11 protein-coding genes and 1 pseudogene are annotated in these 16,573 nt (G+C 71.6%); 10 read left to right on the plus strand and 2 right to left on the minus strand.

The genetic code is table 11. The features are described from left to right. The 6 genes from ACMTAK_RS32120 to ACMTAK_RS32145 all read left to right on the plus strand — a co-directional run bounded on the left by ACMTAK_RS32120 (nt 1) and on the right by ACMTAK_RS32145 (nt 11,065). Nucleotides 1–1,497, plus strand: a complete 1,497-nt coding sequence (locus tag ACMTAK_RS32120) for a CoA-acylating methylmalonate-semialdehyde dehydrogenase (RefSeq protein ID WP_413809399.1) — start codon at nt 1–3, stop codon at nt 1,495–1,497. Nucleotides 1,498–1,686: 189 nt separating this feature from the next. Further along, nucleotides 1,687–4,422: a hypothetical protein gene (locus tag ACMTAK_RS32125; protein WP_413809400.1), complete on the plus strand. Its 2,736-nt coding sequence runs from the start codon at nt 1,687–1,689 to the stop codon at nt 4,420–4,422. Between the two features lie 92 nt (nt 4,423–4,514). Next, complete coding sequence (locus ACMTAK_RS32130) at nt 4,515–4,979, plus strand: hypothetical protein (RefSeq protein ID WP_413809401.1); 465 nt, start codon at nt 4,515–4,517, stop codon at nt 4,977–4,979. A 149-nt stretch (nt 4,980–5,128) separates the two neighbouring features. After that, the gene (locus tag ACMTAK_RS32135) at nt 5,129–7,243 is read left to right on the plus strand and encodes an FUSC family protein (RefSeq protein WP_413809402.1); all 2,115 of its coding nucleotides are present in this window, start codon (nt 5,129–5,131) and stop codon (nt 7,241–7,243) included. A gap of 141 nt (nt 7,244–7,384) precedes the next feature. Then, a complete protein-coding gene (locus tag ACMTAK_RS32140; protein ID WP_413809403.1) occupies nt 7,385–8,146 on the plus strand; it encodes a thioesterase II family protein in 762 nt (253 codons plus the stop codon). 102 nt (nt 8,147–8,248) lie between these two features. Further along, nucleotides 8,249–11,065: a helix-turn-helix transcriptional regulator gene (locus ACMTAK_RS32145; protein ID WP_413809404.1), complete on the plus strand. Its 2,817-nt coding sequence runs from the start codon at nt 8,249–8,251 to the stop codon at nt 11,063–11,065. Between the two features lie 56 nt (nt 11,066–11,121). Here the strand turns inward: ACMTAK_RS32145 and ACMTAK_RS32150 are convergent, their stop codons facing one another. Both ACMTAK_RS32150 and ACMTAK_RS32155 read right to left on the minus strand, forming a co-directional pair. Beyond that, entirely contained in the window at nt 11,122–11,769 is a 648-nt protein-coding gene (locus ACMTAK_RS32150) for a response regulator transcription factor (protein WP_413809405.1), read from the minus strand. Then, on the minus strand, nt 11,762–13,006 hold the full coding sequence (locus ACMTAK_RS32155; RefSeq protein WP_413809406.1) for a sensor histidine kinase: 1,245 nt from the start codon (nt 13,004–13,006) through the stop codon (nt 11,762–11,764). Before ACMTAK_RS32155 ends, ACMTAK_RS32150 begins: the two co-directional genes overlap by 8 nt. Before the next feature lie 188 nt (nt 13,007–13,194). Here ACMTAK_RS32155 and ACMTAK_RS32160 point away from each other — a divergent pair, with 188 nt between their 5' ends. From ACMTAK_RS32160 to ACMTAK_RS52700, 4 genes and pseudogenes are all read left to right on the plus strand, one after another. Next, on the plus strand, nt 13,195–13,740 hold the full coding sequence (locus ACMTAK_RS32160; RefSeq protein WP_413809407.1) for a hypothetical protein: 546 nt from the start codon (nt 13,195–13,197) through the stop codon (nt 13,738–13,740). A gap of 78 nt (nt 13,741–13,818) precedes the next feature. After that, complete coding sequence (locus tag ACMTAK_RS32165) at nt 13,819–14,319, plus strand: PH domain-containing protein (RefSeq protein ID WP_413809408.1); 501 nt, start codon at nt 13,819–13,821, stop codon at nt 14,317–14,319. After that, the gene (locus ACMTAK_RS32170; RefSeq protein ID WP_413809409.1) at nt 14,316–15,863 is read left to right on the plus strand and encodes a PH domain-containing protein; all 1,548 of its coding nucleotides are present in this window, start codon (nt 14,316–14,318) and stop codon (nt 15,861–15,863) included. Before ACMTAK_RS32165 ends, ACMTAK_RS32170 begins: the two co-directional genes overlap by 4 nt. Nucleotides 15,864–16,195: 332 nt before the next feature. After that, nucleotides 16,196–16,468, plus strand: a pseudogene (locus ACMTAK_RS52700) (acyl carrier protein); the annotation flags it as partial. Nucleotides 16,469–16,573: the final 105 nt, after the last annotated feature.

Below are 16,573 nucleotides of genomic sequence, written 5' to 3' on the forward strand. Positions count from 1 at the left end.
ATGAAGACCGTCAACCACTGGATCGGCGGAAAGACCGTCGAGGGCGCGACCGGCGCGTACGGACCGGTCTACAACCCCGCCACCGGCGCCCAGAACACCCAGGTCGCCCTGGCCTCCGTGGACGAGGTCGACGCCGCCGTGGCCGCGGCCAAGGAGGCGTACCGCTCCTGGGGCACCGTTTCGCTGTCCAAGCGCACCGCGATCCTCTACAAGTACCGCGAACTGCTGGACGCCCACCGCGACGAGATCGCCGAGCTGATCACCGCCGAGCACGGCAAGGTCCACTCGGACGCGCTCGGCGAGGTGGCCCGTGGTCTGGAGATCGTGGAGCTGGCCTGCGGAATCGCCGAGAAGCTGAAGGGCGAGCTGTCCACCCAGGTCTCCACCGGGGTCGACGTCTCCTCGATCCGCCAGCCGCTGGGTGTGGTCGCGGGCATCACGCCGTTCAACTTCCCGGCGATGGTGCCGCTGTGGATGTTCCCGGTGGCCATCGCCTGCGGTAACACCTTCGTCCTCAAGCCCAGCGAGAAGGACCCCTCGGCCTCCCGCCGGCTGGCCGAGCTGGCCTCCGAGGCGGGGCTGCCGGACGGGGTGCTCAACGTGGTCAACGGCGACAAGGTGGCCGTCGACCGGCTGCTGGAGCACCCGGACGTCGCGGCCGTCAGCTTCGTGGGCTCGACCCCGATCGCGAAGTACATCCAGTCCAGGGCCGTCGAGCACGGCAAGCGGGTGCAGGCGCTCGGCGGCGCCAAGAACCACATGCTGGTGCTGCCCGACGCCGATCTGGACTTCGCGGCGGACAACGCCATCAACGCGGCCTACGGCTCGGCCGGTGAGCGCTGCATGGCGGTCTCCGTCGTGGTCGCGGTCGGCGACGCGGGCGACGAACTGGTGAAGAAGATCGCCGACCGGGCCGCCCGTTTGCGGATCGGCCCCGGGAACGACCCGGCCTCCGAAATGGGCCCGCTCATCACCAAGGAGCACCGCGACAAGGTCGCCTCCTATGTGCACGGGGCCGCGGCCCAGGGCGCCGAGGTGGTCGTGGACGGCACGGGGTACACCGTGGAGGGCCATGAGAACGGCTTCTTCATCGGCGTCTCGCTGCTGGACCGGGTCCCGCCGACGGCCGACGCCTACCGTGACGAGATCTTCGGCCCGGTGCTGTGCGTGGTACGCGCCGAGACCTACGACGAGGCCATCGCGCTGATCAACAGCTCGCAGTGGGGCAACGGCACGGCCATCTTCACCCGCGACGGCGGCGCCGCCCGCCGCTTCCAGCTGGAGGTGGAGGCGGGCATGGTCGGCGTCAACGTGCCGATCCCGGTGCCGGTGGGCTACCACTCCTTCGGCGGCTGGAAGGACTCGCTCTTCGGCGACCACCACATCTACGGCAACGACGGGGTGCACTTCTACACCCGCGGCAAGGTCGTCACCACTCGCTGGCCTGAGCCGTCGGAGGAGGTCGGCATCAACCTCGGCTTCCCGAAGAACCACTGAGGCGTGGACGAAGAAGCGCCGAGGCGTAGCCGCGGAACCACTGAGGCGTATGTGACGTGTGATTCGCACGTTTGAGTGGTTTCCCCGCCCCCTGCCGGACCCGGTCCGGCAGGGGGTTTCGCCGTTGTGACGGGCGGGGATCCCAGGCGCAACAAGCACGGGAAGCCGGGGGAAAGCGGGGGAGCCGACGTGCCTGGATTCACGGAGGGGGAAGGGACCGAGGAGTTCATCGAGGCGTTCAAGGGCGCCGTGGTGCCTCGGGACCGAAAGGCCAAGGCGCGGGATCTGCTGCCGCCCGTGCTGCTGCTCGCGAGCGGCGAGGGGGCGCCGGGCCGCGCCCACCGGGCGATGCGGGGGCTGCGCCGGATGCTCAATCCGGACGGTGCCAAGCGGGTGCCGTACGCGGCGCTGGGCCCCGATGAGGTCCGCGCCGCCGCCGGGCGGCGGCCGCTGACGCTGGACCTCGGCCGGGAGCTGTGCGTCGATGTGCCCCGCCGCACCGGCGGCCTGCGGCTCACCGACTTCCACCTGATGCGGGACATCGTCGAGCAGGCGCTGGACCCGCGGGCCGCCGAGCCGGACGGCGACACGCTGCGCGACCACGCTTACGCACAGCGGCTCAAACGCGGGCCGCTGCTGCGGGCGTTGTGGACGTTCGGCGGCGAAGGCGGTGACGGCGGGTCGGGGAGCACGGCGGGGCCGGGCTGGATCGCGGAGCTGCGCCGGCTGCTGGTGCGGCCCCTCTTCCAGCTGCTGCCGCGCTGGTGGTGGGGGCGGCGCCGGACCCGTCGGCTGCTGCGCTCCACCCGGAGCGGCTGGTACGCGGACTGGCGGCGCATCAGCCATGGCCGCACCGCCGAGAAGTTCTTCGAGAACGCCGCGCGGCTGGTGCGCGCCGAGCGCGCGCGGGACGGGGAGGCGGCGGTCGGCCGGTGGGAGGAGCTGCTGCTGCGCGCGCTGCTGTCGGATCTGCGGCGCGCGGCGCGGCTGGGCCGGATCTCGCCCTGGCGGCGTCGGAGGCGCACCCGGTGCGTCTTTCTGCTGGAGCTGCCGGAGGACGCCGCGGGCGCGGCGGCCGGGGAGCGCTTCCTGGAGCGGTACGGAGCGGCCGCCCGGGACACCCGGTGCGCGGCGGTCGTGGTGGTGGCGGTGGCCCCGGCGTCCCCCGGGGGTGAGCCCCCGGAGGGTGCGTCCCGGCCAGGCGGTGTGACCGAGGGGGAGACCGGCGGGCTGGGCCGGGCGGCCGCCCGGCTGCGCGGCGCGAGCGGGATGCCGTCGCGGGCGCCCCGGCCGCTGCGGGCCGCGCTGCCCGAGCCCGTACCGGAGTCGGAGGCGCTGGACCTCGACCCCGTCTCGCCGCGGGCCTTCCGGCTCGGCCCGGCCGCCGAGCTGGCCCTGACCGGGGCCGTGGTGGCGGCCCTGCTGAGCGCGCCGGGTGTGTGGCTGGTCGACCGGATCACGGACGAGCCGGACCGCGGCTGTCTGGGCGGGGCGTCCAGCGAGGTCGTCGCGGGCCGCCCCGAGCTGAGCGCGGACTCGCCGCGGAAGCAGTACGAGGACGCCCGGCGGCTGATCCGCGAGGAGAACGCACGGGTGGACCGCGAGGTCGCGGACCACGGCGGCACCGCCCGTACGGTGGTGCACATCGGCTCGGACGTGGCCGCCGACCAGGAGGGCCAGCGGTACAACGCGGCGGTGCCCGAGCTGCGCGGTATCGCCCTGGCCCAGCGCGCGCTGAACGACGAGGCGAGCAACGACTCCCAGAAGGTCTGGCTGCGCGTCGACAGCCGTAACGCGGGGGCGAACTTCGCGGGCGCACCGCGCATCGCCCGCCAGGTCGCCGAGGACGCCCGTGAGAAGGGCTCCGGGATCATCGGGGTGGTGGGCTTCTCCAAGAGCCTGAAGCAGACCCAGGACGCCGTGCGCATCCTGGGCGCCGCGCGGATCCCCGTCGTGGGCACCACGGCCACGGCGGATCTGATGCAGGTGGACGGGTACTACCGCAGGGTGGCGCCCACCAACAGCCGCGAGGCGGCGGTCGAGGCCGACTTCGCCCACCGGGGCAACATCATGGACGACGGCACCGGGCGCTGCTCCCCGGCCCGCGCCGCCGTGGTCGTCAAGGACCCCCGGGATCTGTACAGCGACGAGATAGGGACGCTGTTCGCCGAGCGGTTCGGCGCCCGGCCGTTCACCCTGGAGTACACCCCGGGCGGCCGGGGCGGCGGTCTCGCCCAGGGGCAGCCGCCGAAGGACGGTGTCGCCCGTAAGGAGAGCATCGGCGAGCTGGCCGACGCGGTGTGCGAGCGGATCTCCGCCAACCCCCGGACGGTCGTCTACTGGGCCTCCCGCGCCCTCCAGTTCAGCGCGTTCCTCGACGACTTCGGGGACAACACGGCGTGTGAGGGCAGGAAGCTCACGGTGCTGGGCGGCAATGACCTCACCACCGCCGCCCTCGCCGGTGAGTACGCGGACCGGCCCTGGCTGCGGCTGTACCACACCGTCCATGTGCTGCCCGCGGGCCATCCGCGGCTGAGCGACATCGCCAAGAAGTTCAACGCCGACTACGCGAGGGACTTCGGATCCCATGACCTGTGGCGCGACGACGGACGGGCCGCCCTGGCGTACGACGCGATGCAGCTGATGGCCGAGGCGGCCAACCGGGCCTTCCGCAGTACGGACAACGTGGAGCGCTCCAATGTGCAGATCGGCCTCGACAACGGGATCCGGAAACAGGGCGCCAGCGGCTATCTGGACGTCGGGCGGGGCCGCTCGGTGCCCCGGGACAAGCCGGTAGTGATCCTGCACCGCACCGACCGGGGCTCGGAGCCGGTGCTGTACTGCGGCGCGTTCACCCAGAACCCGGCGGGGCGGATAGCGCACTGGGGGCCGCATGCGAAGTTCTCATGTCCCAGGGACAGTTGAGCAACCATTCGAGGGGCTGAAGGGTCTTCTTGTGTGCTCGCCCGGCTAAGGGGCGAATCATCAGCGCAAGACCGCACACAGGGGGATTTTCCATGCTTCGTTCCATTCATGCGCTTCGCTCGCGTGCCGCGGTGGCCGGCGGCTGTGTGGCCGCGCTCGGCCTCGGGTTCGCCCTGGCCGCCGGGTCGCCCGCCTCGGCCACCGAGCGGACCGACCCCAACGGCCGTTACACCGCCGAGGAGATCCACCACTTCCTGGAGGGCTTCTACGGCAACCACGGCCCGCGCCCCTGGGAGCGGGAGCACCTGGTCTCGGACCAGCTCAAGGAGGAGGCCGCCCAGACGCCCGACTACGACCTGCTGCTGTGCGCGCAGAACGAGCCGCAGGACATCGAGGTCGGTGAGGTGACCACGGCCCAGTCCGCGCGGGTCGGCTGGGCGACCATCACCACCCACTGGGGCCAGGCGCCGACGACCCGGTCCTTCACGGCCTATGTGGACCTCGACGCCAGCCGGCCGATCCAGCTCCTCCAGGTGGACTGCGCGCCCGGGGACTGATCCCCGCGGGTGCCCTCCCGGGAGGCACCGGGGGCCGTTCCCGGGCGGCGCCGAGGGGCGTTCCCGGGAGGCGTCAGGGGCCGCCGGCGGGTGACCCGGACCGGAACGGATGGTTCAGTTCTCCCGGGGCCACCCCGTAGTCTCGCCGCATGACCTGGTCGCACGCGTTGAAGGAGACCGCCCGGACGGGCCTCGCGATCGAGCGCACCAGGACCGAACCACTGGTCGCGGTCCGCGGCGCGTGCGGCGTCGCGCTCGTCGTCGGGGTGGCGCTGTGGCTGGGTTCGCCGACGCTCGCCGTCTCGGCGGCCTTCGGCGCCTTCTCCGCCGGGATCGCCACCTTCCAGCGCAGCTGGCGCCCCCGCCCCTGGCTGGCGCTGGCCGCCGCGAGCGGTCTCGCGGTGAGCACCTTCCTCGGCTATCTGGCCGCCGCCCACACCCTCACCTTCGTCCTCATGCTCGCCGTGTGGACGCTGATGACGGGCATGTCGTGGGCGGTCGGCCCGGTCTCCGGGCTGGTCTCCACCCAGATGGTGGCCGTCATGCTGATCACGGTCACCCTCCCGACCTCGGTCACGGGCGCCCTGGGGCACGCGCTGCTGGTCGGGCTCGGCGGTGTGGTGCAGGCCGCGCTGATCGTGCTCTTCCCGGTGCGGCCGTGGGGTGTGCAGCGCGACGCCCTCGCCGACGCGCTCGCCGCCGTGGCCGACTACGCCCGCAGGCTGCGTGATGAGCCGGTGGCGCCCTTCGACCCCAAGCCGCTGATGGACGCCCGCAGTGCCGCCGCCGTGACGCCCCGTCAGGCCCGGCGGCGGCCCCGGCAGCTCAGCGGCTACCGGCTGCTGGCCGAGCGGATACGCCCGGTGCTCGCCTCGCTCGCCGACCCGGTGGTCGGCGTCCCCGAGGAGGGGCCCGAGCGCGACCGGGTGCGGGAACTGCTGGCCGCCACGGCCACCGTGCTGGACGCGGTGGCCCACGCCATCCGCCACGGCACACCGGTGCGGGTGCCCTCCGAGGCCATGGCCGTCCTGCGGATGCCGGAGGACGGGCCCAAGCTGACCGGTGCCGCCCGCCGTGCCGCGCTGCGGCTCTTCTCACTGGTGGCGGACGTGGTGGAGGCGTCCGACGAGCCGGTGGAGGAGGTGTCCGCCGAAGGCCGGACGGTGCACCGCTTCCTGCCGCGCCCCGGTATCGGGGGCACCGCGGCCATGGCGCTGCGCGCCGTCCGCCGCGAGGCCCGCTGGTCCTCGCCGGTGCTGCGCCACGCGGTGCGGCTGTGCGCGGTCAGCGTCAGCGGCTATCTGCTGAGCACGACGCTGCCGCTGGGGCACTCCTACTGGGCGCCGCTGACCTCCACGATGGTCCTGCGGCCGGACTTCGCCCAGACCTACTCCCGCGGTGTCGCCCGCTTCCTGGGCACCCTGGCCGGGGTGCTGGTCGGCGGCGGGGTGGTGGCGCTGGTCCACCCCGGCTCGTATCTGAGCGCCGGGCTGGCCGTGCTGTCCGTCCTGTCGATGTATCTGCTGTTGCGCACCGGCTTCATCGTGACCTCCGCGTGCGTGAGCGCGTACGTGGTCTTCCTGCTCAGCATCGCGGGCGAGGCATGGCACCAGACCGTGCAGGCGCGGGTGGCGCTGACGCTGCTCGGCGGGGTGCTGGCGATGGTCGCGTACGCGGTCTTCCCCGCCTGGGAGACACCGCGGCTGCGGGACCGGCTCGCGGACTGGCTGGCCGCCAACGGCGCCTTCGCCACCGCCGTCTTCGACGCCTACGCCCGGCCCGCCGACCGCCGTCCCCGCCAGGTGCGGGACGCCCTGCTGGACGCCCGCGCGGCACGGGCGGCCTGGGAGCAGAGCGAGACCCAGGCGCACCGGGAACCGGTGCGCCACCGCGGGCTGTCGCGGCCCGCGGCGCGGGCGGCGCAGACGGCGCTGTCCACGATGGGCCGGGTCGCCATGCTGCTGGAGGCACATCTGCCGGAGCGGGACGCACCACCCTCGGAGGAGGCCGGGGACTTCGCCGGGGCGCTGCGGCAGGCGCTGCCGGAGGCGGTGAAGGCGGTACGGGAGCGGCGGCCGCTCAACTGGTCGTCAGTGCACCAGTCGCTGGAGCGGTGGCGCCGGCACTCCGGGGACCGTCCGGGGGTGGCACTGCGCGACGCGGAGCAACTCGTCGACGCCCTGGACGATCTGGTGGAGGCGCTCAACAAGAGCGCACGACAGTCACGCACGCCCCGTGACCCCAGTCAAGAAGAATCGCCCTAGACTAGGGGTGCCCCCTACATCATTGGGCGTGTTAATCATGAAGGGGCAGTGCTTGCCGACGCGTCCTCGGGCGCGTGCCCGGTACGCTCTGCCGTCTGTCCCCCCACATATCGCTTGACGAGTGAAAGACTTTCCCTACGCATGGGTGCACAGCGAGAAGACAGCGTCTGGATACGACGATTCCATCCGATGCCCGAGAGTCGCGCCCGTCTGGTCTGTCTGCCCCACGCCGGGGGTTCGGCGTCGTTCTTCTTCCCGATGTCCCAGGCGCTTTCGTCGTCCGCCGATGTTCTGTGCGTGCAGTATCCGGGGCGTCAGGACCGGCGGCAGGACCCGCTGATCGAGAACATCGACGAGTACGCCGACGCCATCGCCGCGGAGTTGAAGCCCTGGCTCGATCTCCCGGTCGTCTTCTTCGGGCACAGCATGGGCGCCGTCCTCGCGTTCGAGGTGGCCCGTCGGCTGGAGGAGGCCGACCCGGAGTTCTCCGCGCTCGCCCTCTTCGCCTCGGGCCGCCGGGCGCCGTCCCGTTACCGCGACGAGAATGTGCACCGGCGCGATGACGACGGCGTCGTACGCGAGATGAAGCTGCTCAGCGGCACCGATTCCCGCGTCCTCGGAAATGAGGAGATCCTGCGCATGGCGATGCCGGCGATTCGCGGTGACTACAAGGCGATCGAGACCTACCGCTCGGTGCCCGGCGCCGCCGTCCGCTCGCCGATCACCGTTCTGACCGGCGACAACGACCCCAGGACCAGCCTCGAGGAGGCGGAAGGCTGGCGGTCGCACACCACCGGCACGTGTCACATCCGGGTGTTCCCCGGTGGCCACTTCTTCTTGGCCGGGCATCAAGGCCCGATTGTGAGTCTCGTCGCGGAGGCGCTTTCGGGGTCGAGACCCTGAGCCGACCGCCTCAGGAACCTGCCCGACGCACCGGAAAACACCACTCGTCATGCTCGATGCCCCCGGCGGCCCGCTGGGGGCATCAGGTGGCTTCATCGGGGGATGAATTCTTTGCCTGCGAACCTCTTCGAATGGGAGAACCACCTCTCCGCGCTGCGTGAAATGCTGCGCGGCGTGACGCACGGCCGGGGTCGGCTGGCTCTTGTCAGCGGTGCGGTGGCCAGTGGCAAGACCACACTGCTGAACACCTTTGCCGAACAGGCCATCGAAAGCGGTGCGTTGCTCCTGGAAGCGACCGGTTCGCGGGCCGAGCGAGACCTTCCCTTCGGAATTGTCCGAAAGGTTTTCGATAACGGTGCGATGCCCGCCGATGTGCGATCCGAAGTGATCGCGCTGCTTGACGGAAACGCGCTGGAATCCACCGCCGCGGGACGCATGCACGTGATGTCCCAGATTTCCTCGGCGCTGCTGCGAATGGTCGACGATCGCACACTTGTCGTCCTTGTCGACGATGTGCACTGCGGTGACGCCCAGTCCCTGCAATTCCTGCTCCACCTGGCCCGCCGGGTGCGTCAGGCGAAGGTTCTCATCGTCCTCACCGAATCCCCCCGGCTCCGTCAGGAACAGTTCACCTTCCACGCCGAGCTGCTCCGCCAGCCCAACTGTGTGCGCATGCGGCTGCACATGCTCACCGAGTCGGGCGTGGCCGAGGCGCTGTCCGGCACCCTGTCCGCCACCGTCGCCGCCCGCCTCGCCCCCGAATGCCACCGCGTCTCCGGCGGCAACCCGCTGCTGCTGCGCGCCCTGCTGGAGGACTGGCGGACCGTCGGCGAGCACGGCGAGGCCCAGCAGCGCCCGGCGCCCGGCGAGGCGTTCGCCCACGCCGTCCTCGGCTGTCTGCACCGCGGCGAGCCCGAGGTGCTGCGGATCGCCCGCGGGGTCGCCGTCCTCGGTGACGCCCGCTCCCCACGGCTGCTCGGCCAACTCCTCGACCTGAGCGCCAGCACGGTCCAGCAGGGCGCCCAGGATCTGCACCAGTGCGCCATCCTGGAGCACAACGCCTTCCGCGACGAGGTGGCCCGTACCGCGGTGCTCGACGCGACCCCCGCCGCCGCCCGCGGCGCACTGCACGCCCGCGCCGCCCGGCTGCTGCACGCCGACGGCGCCTCCGCGCTCGACGTGGCCCGCCAGTTGGTCTCCGCCCGGCAGGACGCCGAGCGCTGGGCCGTCCCCGTGCTGCGCGAGGCCGCCGAATTCGCCCTGGTCGAGGAGGAGTTGGAGTTCGCGCTCCGCTGCCTCGAACGCGCCCACCACGCCTGCGCGCCCGGCCTTGAGCGCACCGCGCTCAAGGCCCGGCTGGTCAGCGTCGCCTGGCGGATCGGCCCGGCCGCCGCCGAGAGCCATCTGCCGGAGCTCACCGAGGGCGCCGAGCGGGGCCGGCTCGCCCCGCGCGACGTCGCCCCGATCACCTCCTACCTCGCCTGGTCGGGACGGCTGGATGCGGCGGCCGGCGCCGTCTCCGCGCTGGCCCGCTCGGCCGCCACCGGCGACGACCTCGCGATGACCGCCGCCGTCTCCGCCTCCGCCCAGTGGCTGACCATGCTCAGCCCCCCGCTGCGCGACCGCCTCCCCACCGTCGGGACCGGCGCCACCGGCGCCACCGCCGGAGCCCCGCGCGACATGGCCGACCTGGCCCACGCCCACGCCGCCGCCACCATGTCCGCCGTGCTCACCGAGGGCCAGGCCGACCGGGCCGTCATCGAGGCCGAGCGGGTGCTCCAGCGCTACCACCTGAGCGACAGCACCCTCCAGCCGCTGGTCGTCGCGCTGATGGCGCTCGTCCTGGCCGGCCGGCTCGACCTCGCCCTGTCCTGGTGCGAGCGGCTACAAGGCGAATGCTCCTCCCGCCGCGTGCCCACCTGGCAGGCGCTGCTGGCCGCCGTACGGGCCGAAATCGCCCTCCGCCAGGGCGATCTGCAGGTCGCCGCGCACCAGGCGCGCACCGCGATGTCGCGGATCTCGGTCCAGGGCTGGGGCCTGGGGCTGGGACTGCTGCTGTCCACCCTGATCCAGGCCGAGACCGGGATGGGCCACTACGACGAGGCCATGGCGCTGCTCGAACAGCCCCTGCCCGAGGAGCTCTTCCAGACCCTCCCCGGACTGTTCTACCTGCGGGCCAGGGGCCGCTGCCATCTGGCCACCGGCCGCTACCACGCCGCGCTCGGCGACTTCACGGCCGCCGGTGAGCTGATGGGCGCATGGCGGATGGACGTCCCCCTGCTGACCCCCTGGCGGCTGGACGCGGCCGAGACCTGGCTGGCCCTCGGCGACCCGGGGCGCGCCCGTGCGCTGGCCGAGGAGCAGCTGCGGCTGGGCCCGGGGGACGCCCGGCTGCGCGGCGCCCTGCTGGTCGTGCTCGCCCGCACCGACGAGCTCAAGCGCCGGGTGTCCCGGCTCAAGGAGGCCGTGGAGATCCTGGAGGGCGGCGAGGACCGCATCCAGCTGGCCGTCGCCCTCGGTGAACTCGGCCGCGCCTACCGCTCGCTGGGCGACTTCAACCGGGGCCGGGTGCTCGTCCGCAAGGCCTGGCACGTGGCCAAGACGTGCGGCGCCGATCCGCTCTGCCGTGAGCTGATGCCCCGGCACGCGGACCCCGGCGAACTCGCGGCGGCCGCCGCGCAGCCGGGCCAGGGGGCGACCGAGGCGCAGCGCGATGTGGAGGCGCTGACCGAGGCGGAGGTGCGGATCGCGGTGCTGGCCGCGCACGGCAACACCAACCGGGAGATCGCCTCCAAGCTGTTCGTCACCGTCAGCACGGTCGAGCAGCACCTGACCCGCATCTACCGCAAGCTGAACGTCAAGCGCCGCCGCGACCTCCCCGCGAAGCTCTCCGACAGCAGCCTCACGGGCACGGTTTGATGTGGGGCTCGGTTCGCCGGAAGACCCAAGGGGCCGGAAGCGTGACGGAGCCCCGCTCAGTTCAGTAGGCCGTGTTCCATGGCCTTCATCACCGCCGCCGTGCGGTCGGATACTCCGAGCTTCTTGAATGACCGCAGCAGATGCGTCTTGACCGTGGCCTCGCTGACGAACAGCTCGGCGCCGATCTCGGCGTTGGTCAGCCCGCGGCCGACCAGCCGCAGCACCTCGCGCTCACGGCCGGAGAGCGGGGACGGCTCGGGGGCCCGGGTGCGGAAGAGCTTGCCCGCGAGGGACGGGGTGAGCACGGTCTCGCCACGCGCCGCGGTCTGCACCGCGTCGATCAGCTCCTGGCGTGAACTGCCCTTCAGCAGATAGCCCGCGGCGCCCGCCTCCACCGCGCGCAGGATGTCGGAGTCGTCCTCGTACGTGGTCACGATGACCACCTTGCAGCCCGGCACCTGGCGCAGGATCTGCCCGGTGGCCTCGACCCCGTCCATCCCGCCCATGCGCAGATCCAGCAGGGTGATGTCCGGCCGCAGCGCGACCGCCTGGACCACCGCCTCCTCACCGGAACCGGCCTGTCCGACCACCGTGATCCCCTCGGCGGACTCCAGCATGGCGCTCAGCCCCTCCCGCACCACGGGATGGTCGTCGGCCAGCAGGACCCTGATCGGGCTCGGCCCGCCCGGCGTACCCTCAGCCATTCACTGTCTCCCCGGCCAGCGCCGTCATCGGCACGCTCACCTCCACGGTGGTGCCCCGCCCGGGGCCGCTGGTGACGGACGCCACCCCGTCGATCTCCTCCACCCGGGCCTGCATCCCGCGCAGCCCGTAGCCTTCCTGGGTGCCGTCCGGGGTGAACCCCTCGCCGTCGTCGCGGACCAGCAGCCGGACCCCGCCCTGGTCGAAGACCACGGTCACATCGACCGTGCGGGCCTGTTTGGCGTGCTTGCGCACATTGGCGATGGCCTCCTGCACCGTACGGAGCAGCACCACGCTCACCGCCATCGGCAGCGACTTCTCCTCGCCCATCACCGAACACCGCACCTCCAGGCCGGTCTCGGCGATCAGCCCCTCCGCCTGCCGCCGCACCGCCTGGGAGAGCGAACCGCCGCGCAGCGCGGGCGGGGTGAGGGCGGCCACGAAGTCCCGGGCCTCGGCGAGCGACTCCTTGGCCACCCGCCCGGCCAGCGACAGATGGTTCACCGCCTGGTCCGGGGTCTCGCGCACTTCCGACTCGGCCGCCTGCACCAGGCTGATGATGCTGGTCAGGCCCTGTGCCAGGGTGTCGTGAATCTCCCGGGCCAGCCGCTCGCGCTCGGCCGAGATACCGGCCTCGTGGGAGAGCCGGGCCACCCGCTCCTGGCTGCGCCGCAACTCCTCGATGAGCAGCCCGCGCTCCTTGCTCTGCCGCACCACCCGCTTGATCCACATCCCGAGCAGCACCGACAGCGCGATGCTCAGCAGGGAGATGGGCAGCACGCCCAGGACGCTCAGCCCCAGATCCTCACCGGTGAACGCCACCACCAGTACGGGACAGAGATTGGCCACCGTGGCCAGCACCACCGCCGAGGCCATCGGGAGGCTCATGATCAGCATCGGGATGACGGCGAACAGCGCGAACGCGCCGACGAGGTTGAACGCCGTGGTGAGACAGAACAGCGTCACCAGGCCCGCCGCGAAGACCAGGTTCCGCGGGCCGTAGGTGTCCTCGATCATCAGCGTCCGGCCGACCGCCGCGTACCAGGGCACGGTCAGGGTCAGCGCGGCGATCGGGATGGAGTGGTTGACCTGCGAGCCGCCGGAGAGGAAGAGCAGGACCGCCGTAACGAGATAGGAGACGGCGAAGAAGCCGTCCCACAGGCCGAACCAGCGGGTGCCGGACTCGGGACCGTAGTACGCCCCGGTCTGCGAGCCGTCCCCCGGAGAGTGATTGCGCACGGCTCAGTACTACCACGCGTGTCCACCGTGTCCACCGGACGGTTGACAGCCAGAACCCACCGTTCAGTCGTCTCGCGGTGGCGGGCCCGCTTCTAGCGTTGACCTAGGTGAGGCGGAGAACCGTCACACCGAACGCACATCCCCGTTCGGCTTGGAGAACGTCGCATATGCCACAGATGAGCCAGTTCATGTCCGCACTGATCGCCAGTGGCACGATCCTGATCATCATCCTGGCGACCGACATCGGCCGCCGCCGCATCACCACGATGCGGATGGTGCGCTCGGTCATCGCCGTGGCCGTGGTCATCGCGATCTTCGTCGAGTCCTTCCCGACCAAGGGCAATGACATTTCCCTGCAGCTCGTGGGCGTCGGCACCGGCGTCATCTGCGGTCTGATCGCCGGGGTGCTGCTGCCCGCCTACAAGGACGCCACGTCCGGTGAGCTCTACACCATCGGTGGCATCGGCTACGCCCTGGTGTGGATCGTCCTCTCCGGCGGACGCATCCTCTTCGCCTACGGCGCCGAGCACTGGTTCACCATGGATTTGGTCAAGTTCTCCATCGACTACAAGATCAGCGGCCAGGACACCTACGCCAATGCCTTCGTCTTCATGTCGCTGGCCATGGTGCTGACCCGAACCGCCGTACTGCTGGCCAAGATGCGCAAGCTGAAGGGCCAGCACACCGGAAGCGGTCAGCTGCCGCAGCAGACCGCCACCGGTGCGTCGGTCTGAGCCGCCTGATTTCATAGTCCACCAACCCCCGCCGGGCCCCGCCCCGGTACCCGTCAGACGCAAGAGCAGGGTGAAGCAGTGGAACGCCATGACAATCTGAGGCTCCGACCGCCTCGGCACCGGGTCGACCGCCGTGCGATCGGCTGGTGGACGCTGCAGTCCGCACTCTTCGCCCTGCCCCTGCCGCTCGTCTTCGGGATCCTGTGGGCCTCCATTCCCCCCACGCGTGAGTTCTTCATGTGGGCCACGCTGATCTCGCTGGTCCCCGGGCTGCTCTACATGGCCGTCATGCCGGCCTGGCGCTACCGGGTCCACCGCTGGGAGGCCACCAACGAGGCGGTCTACGCGGCCTCCGGCTGGCTCTGGCAGCAGTGGCGGGTCGTGCCGCTGTCCCGGGTCCAGACGGTGGACACCCTGCGCGGCCCGCTCCAGCAGATGTTCGGGCTCTCCGGCGTCACCGTGACCACCGCATCGGCCGCGGGCGCGGTGAAGATCAAGGGCATCGACCACAAGCTCGCCGGGGACCTGGTGGAGCACCTGGCCAAGTCCACCCAGGCCGTGCCGGGAGACGCCACATGAGCTCCGAGACCACCGTGCGGCCGTCCTCTCACGCGGCCGGCCGCGACTGGGGGCGGCTCAACGGGCGGCTGCTCCTGGTCAACCTCTCCATCCTCGCCGCGCCGGTGGCCATGTTCCTGGCCGGCCTCGCGGTCACCGGAGGCGACACCAACCTCCAGGTCATCATCACCCTCGGCTCGCTGTTCGTGACCTTCCTGGTCATCAGCGGCATCGGGCTGATGCGGTTGTTCACCACCCGTTACCGGCTCACCGAGGACCGCTTCGAGCTCCACACCGGACTGCTCTTCCGCAGCGAGCGCTCGGTCCCGATCGGCCGTATCCGCGGTGTCGACGTCACCGCCAACCCGGTCCACCGCGTCTTCGGCCTCACCACGCTGCGCATCGACAGCGGGGACCAGAGCGACGCCGCCGCGCGCAGGCTCGCCCTCGACGGCATCACCAAGGCCGAGGCGGTGGAGCTGCGCCGCCAGATCATCGCCCTGCGCGACGCGGGCCGGGCCCGGCCGGTGGCCGACAGCGACGGTGTGCTCAGCCGGCTGGACTGGTCCTGGCTGCGCTACGGCCCGCTGACCGTATGGGGCGTGGGCGGTGTCTTCATCGCCGCGGCCAGTACGTACCGCACGCTGAGCGAGCTCCAGGTGAACCCGCTGGACCTCGGCGTCGTCAAGGACCTCGAGGACCGCTTCGGCACCATTCCGCTCTGGTACGGAATCCTGCTGGCCGCCGTCGTCATCGCCGTCCTCGGCATGATCGGCTCCACCGCCACCTACATCGAGAACTGGGCCGGTTACGAACTGCGCCGCGAGGACGGCGGAATCCTCCGCATCCGCCGCGGCCTGCTGGCCACCCGGTCCGTGAGCATCGAGGAGCGCCATCTGCGCGGCCTCGAACTCGTCGAGCCCGTCCCGCTCCGCTGGGCCAAGGGCGCCAAGCTCAACGCCGTCGCCAGCGGCCTGGGCAACCAGGAGGACAACCGCAGGCGCCGCGGACTGACCCCGCCCACCCCGCGCGACGAGGCCATGCGGGTCGCCGCCCAGGCGCTGCCGACCGGCCCCGGGCTGATCGAGCGCAAGGGCCTACTCCCGCACCCCAAGGCGGCCCTGCGGCGCCGGATCAACCGCGCCCTCATGTGGTCGGTCCTGATCGCGGCCGTCCCGGTGGGCCTGGGTCTGTGGCTGGGCCGCTGGCTCGTCATCACCGGCGTGATCACCGGTGTGGTGCTGGTGCCGGTCCTGGTGGCGTTCGCCTTCAGCGCCTACCACAGCCTCGGCCACGGACTGCGCGACCGCTATCTGGCCGCGTGCTCCGGCGCGTTCGCCCGCCGCACCGTCGCCCTCCAGCGCGACGGGATCATCGGCTGGAAGCTCTCCCGGACGCCCTTCCAGCGCCGGGCCGGGCTGATCACCCTCGGCGCCACCACCGCCGCGGGCGAAGGGGTCTACCACGTCCACGACCTGACCGAAGGCCAGGGAATCGCCCTTGCCGAGACCGCGGTACCGGGGCTGCTGGCCCCGTTCATCGAGAGGGCCCCCGACCGCGGCTGACCACCCCGAGACCAACTGGCGATCCCCCGAGAGGTGGAGGGGCGGACCGAAAGGCCGCCCCTCCACCTCTGAACCCCTCCACCTCTGAACCCCCGCACCTCTGAAAAAATTGAATACTGGGCGCATTATTTGCTCGAGATCCTTGTCGCCACCGGAATTCTCATGCACTCTGGTGAATTAACGGCGGCCATTGCGCGATGCCCCTCGGATACGGGACCCCAAAGGGATGATAGGGGTCCATAGGGGGTTTGAAGGGGTTTCTAGCCGCCCTGCCCTGTGTAAAGCTGACGTACGGTCTTGGTGTTATGTCTGCGAGGGTAATGGGGCGCGCGATGGTGAGTGAGTCCGTGGATTTCACGCCCGAGCACACCGAAAACGGGGGGAGGAGCCCCGAAGGGGCGTCCCCGTGGCGTGACCGGCTCGCCGCGCTCCCCGAGGCCGAGCGCGCCGACGCCCTCACCGCCTGGGTCGGCGAGATCGTCGAACAGGCCCTGAAGGACAAGGCACCGGACCTCCTCGACCCCGAGCGTCCCTTCCTCGACCTGGGCTTCGACTCCCTCGCCACGGTCGATCTGCACGCCCGGCTGACCGCCGCCACCGGACTGCGGCTGCCCGTCACCCTCGCCTTCGACCACCCCACCCCCGCCGACCTCGCCCGCCATGTGCGGACCGAATTGCTCGGTGCGGACGATGACTCCGACGCGTTCCCG

Source organism: Streptomyces lacaronensis, assembly GCF_047337785.1.
Lineage (GTDB): Bacteria > Actinomycetota > Actinomycetes > Streptomycetales > Streptomycetaceae > Streptomyces > Streptomyces lycopersici.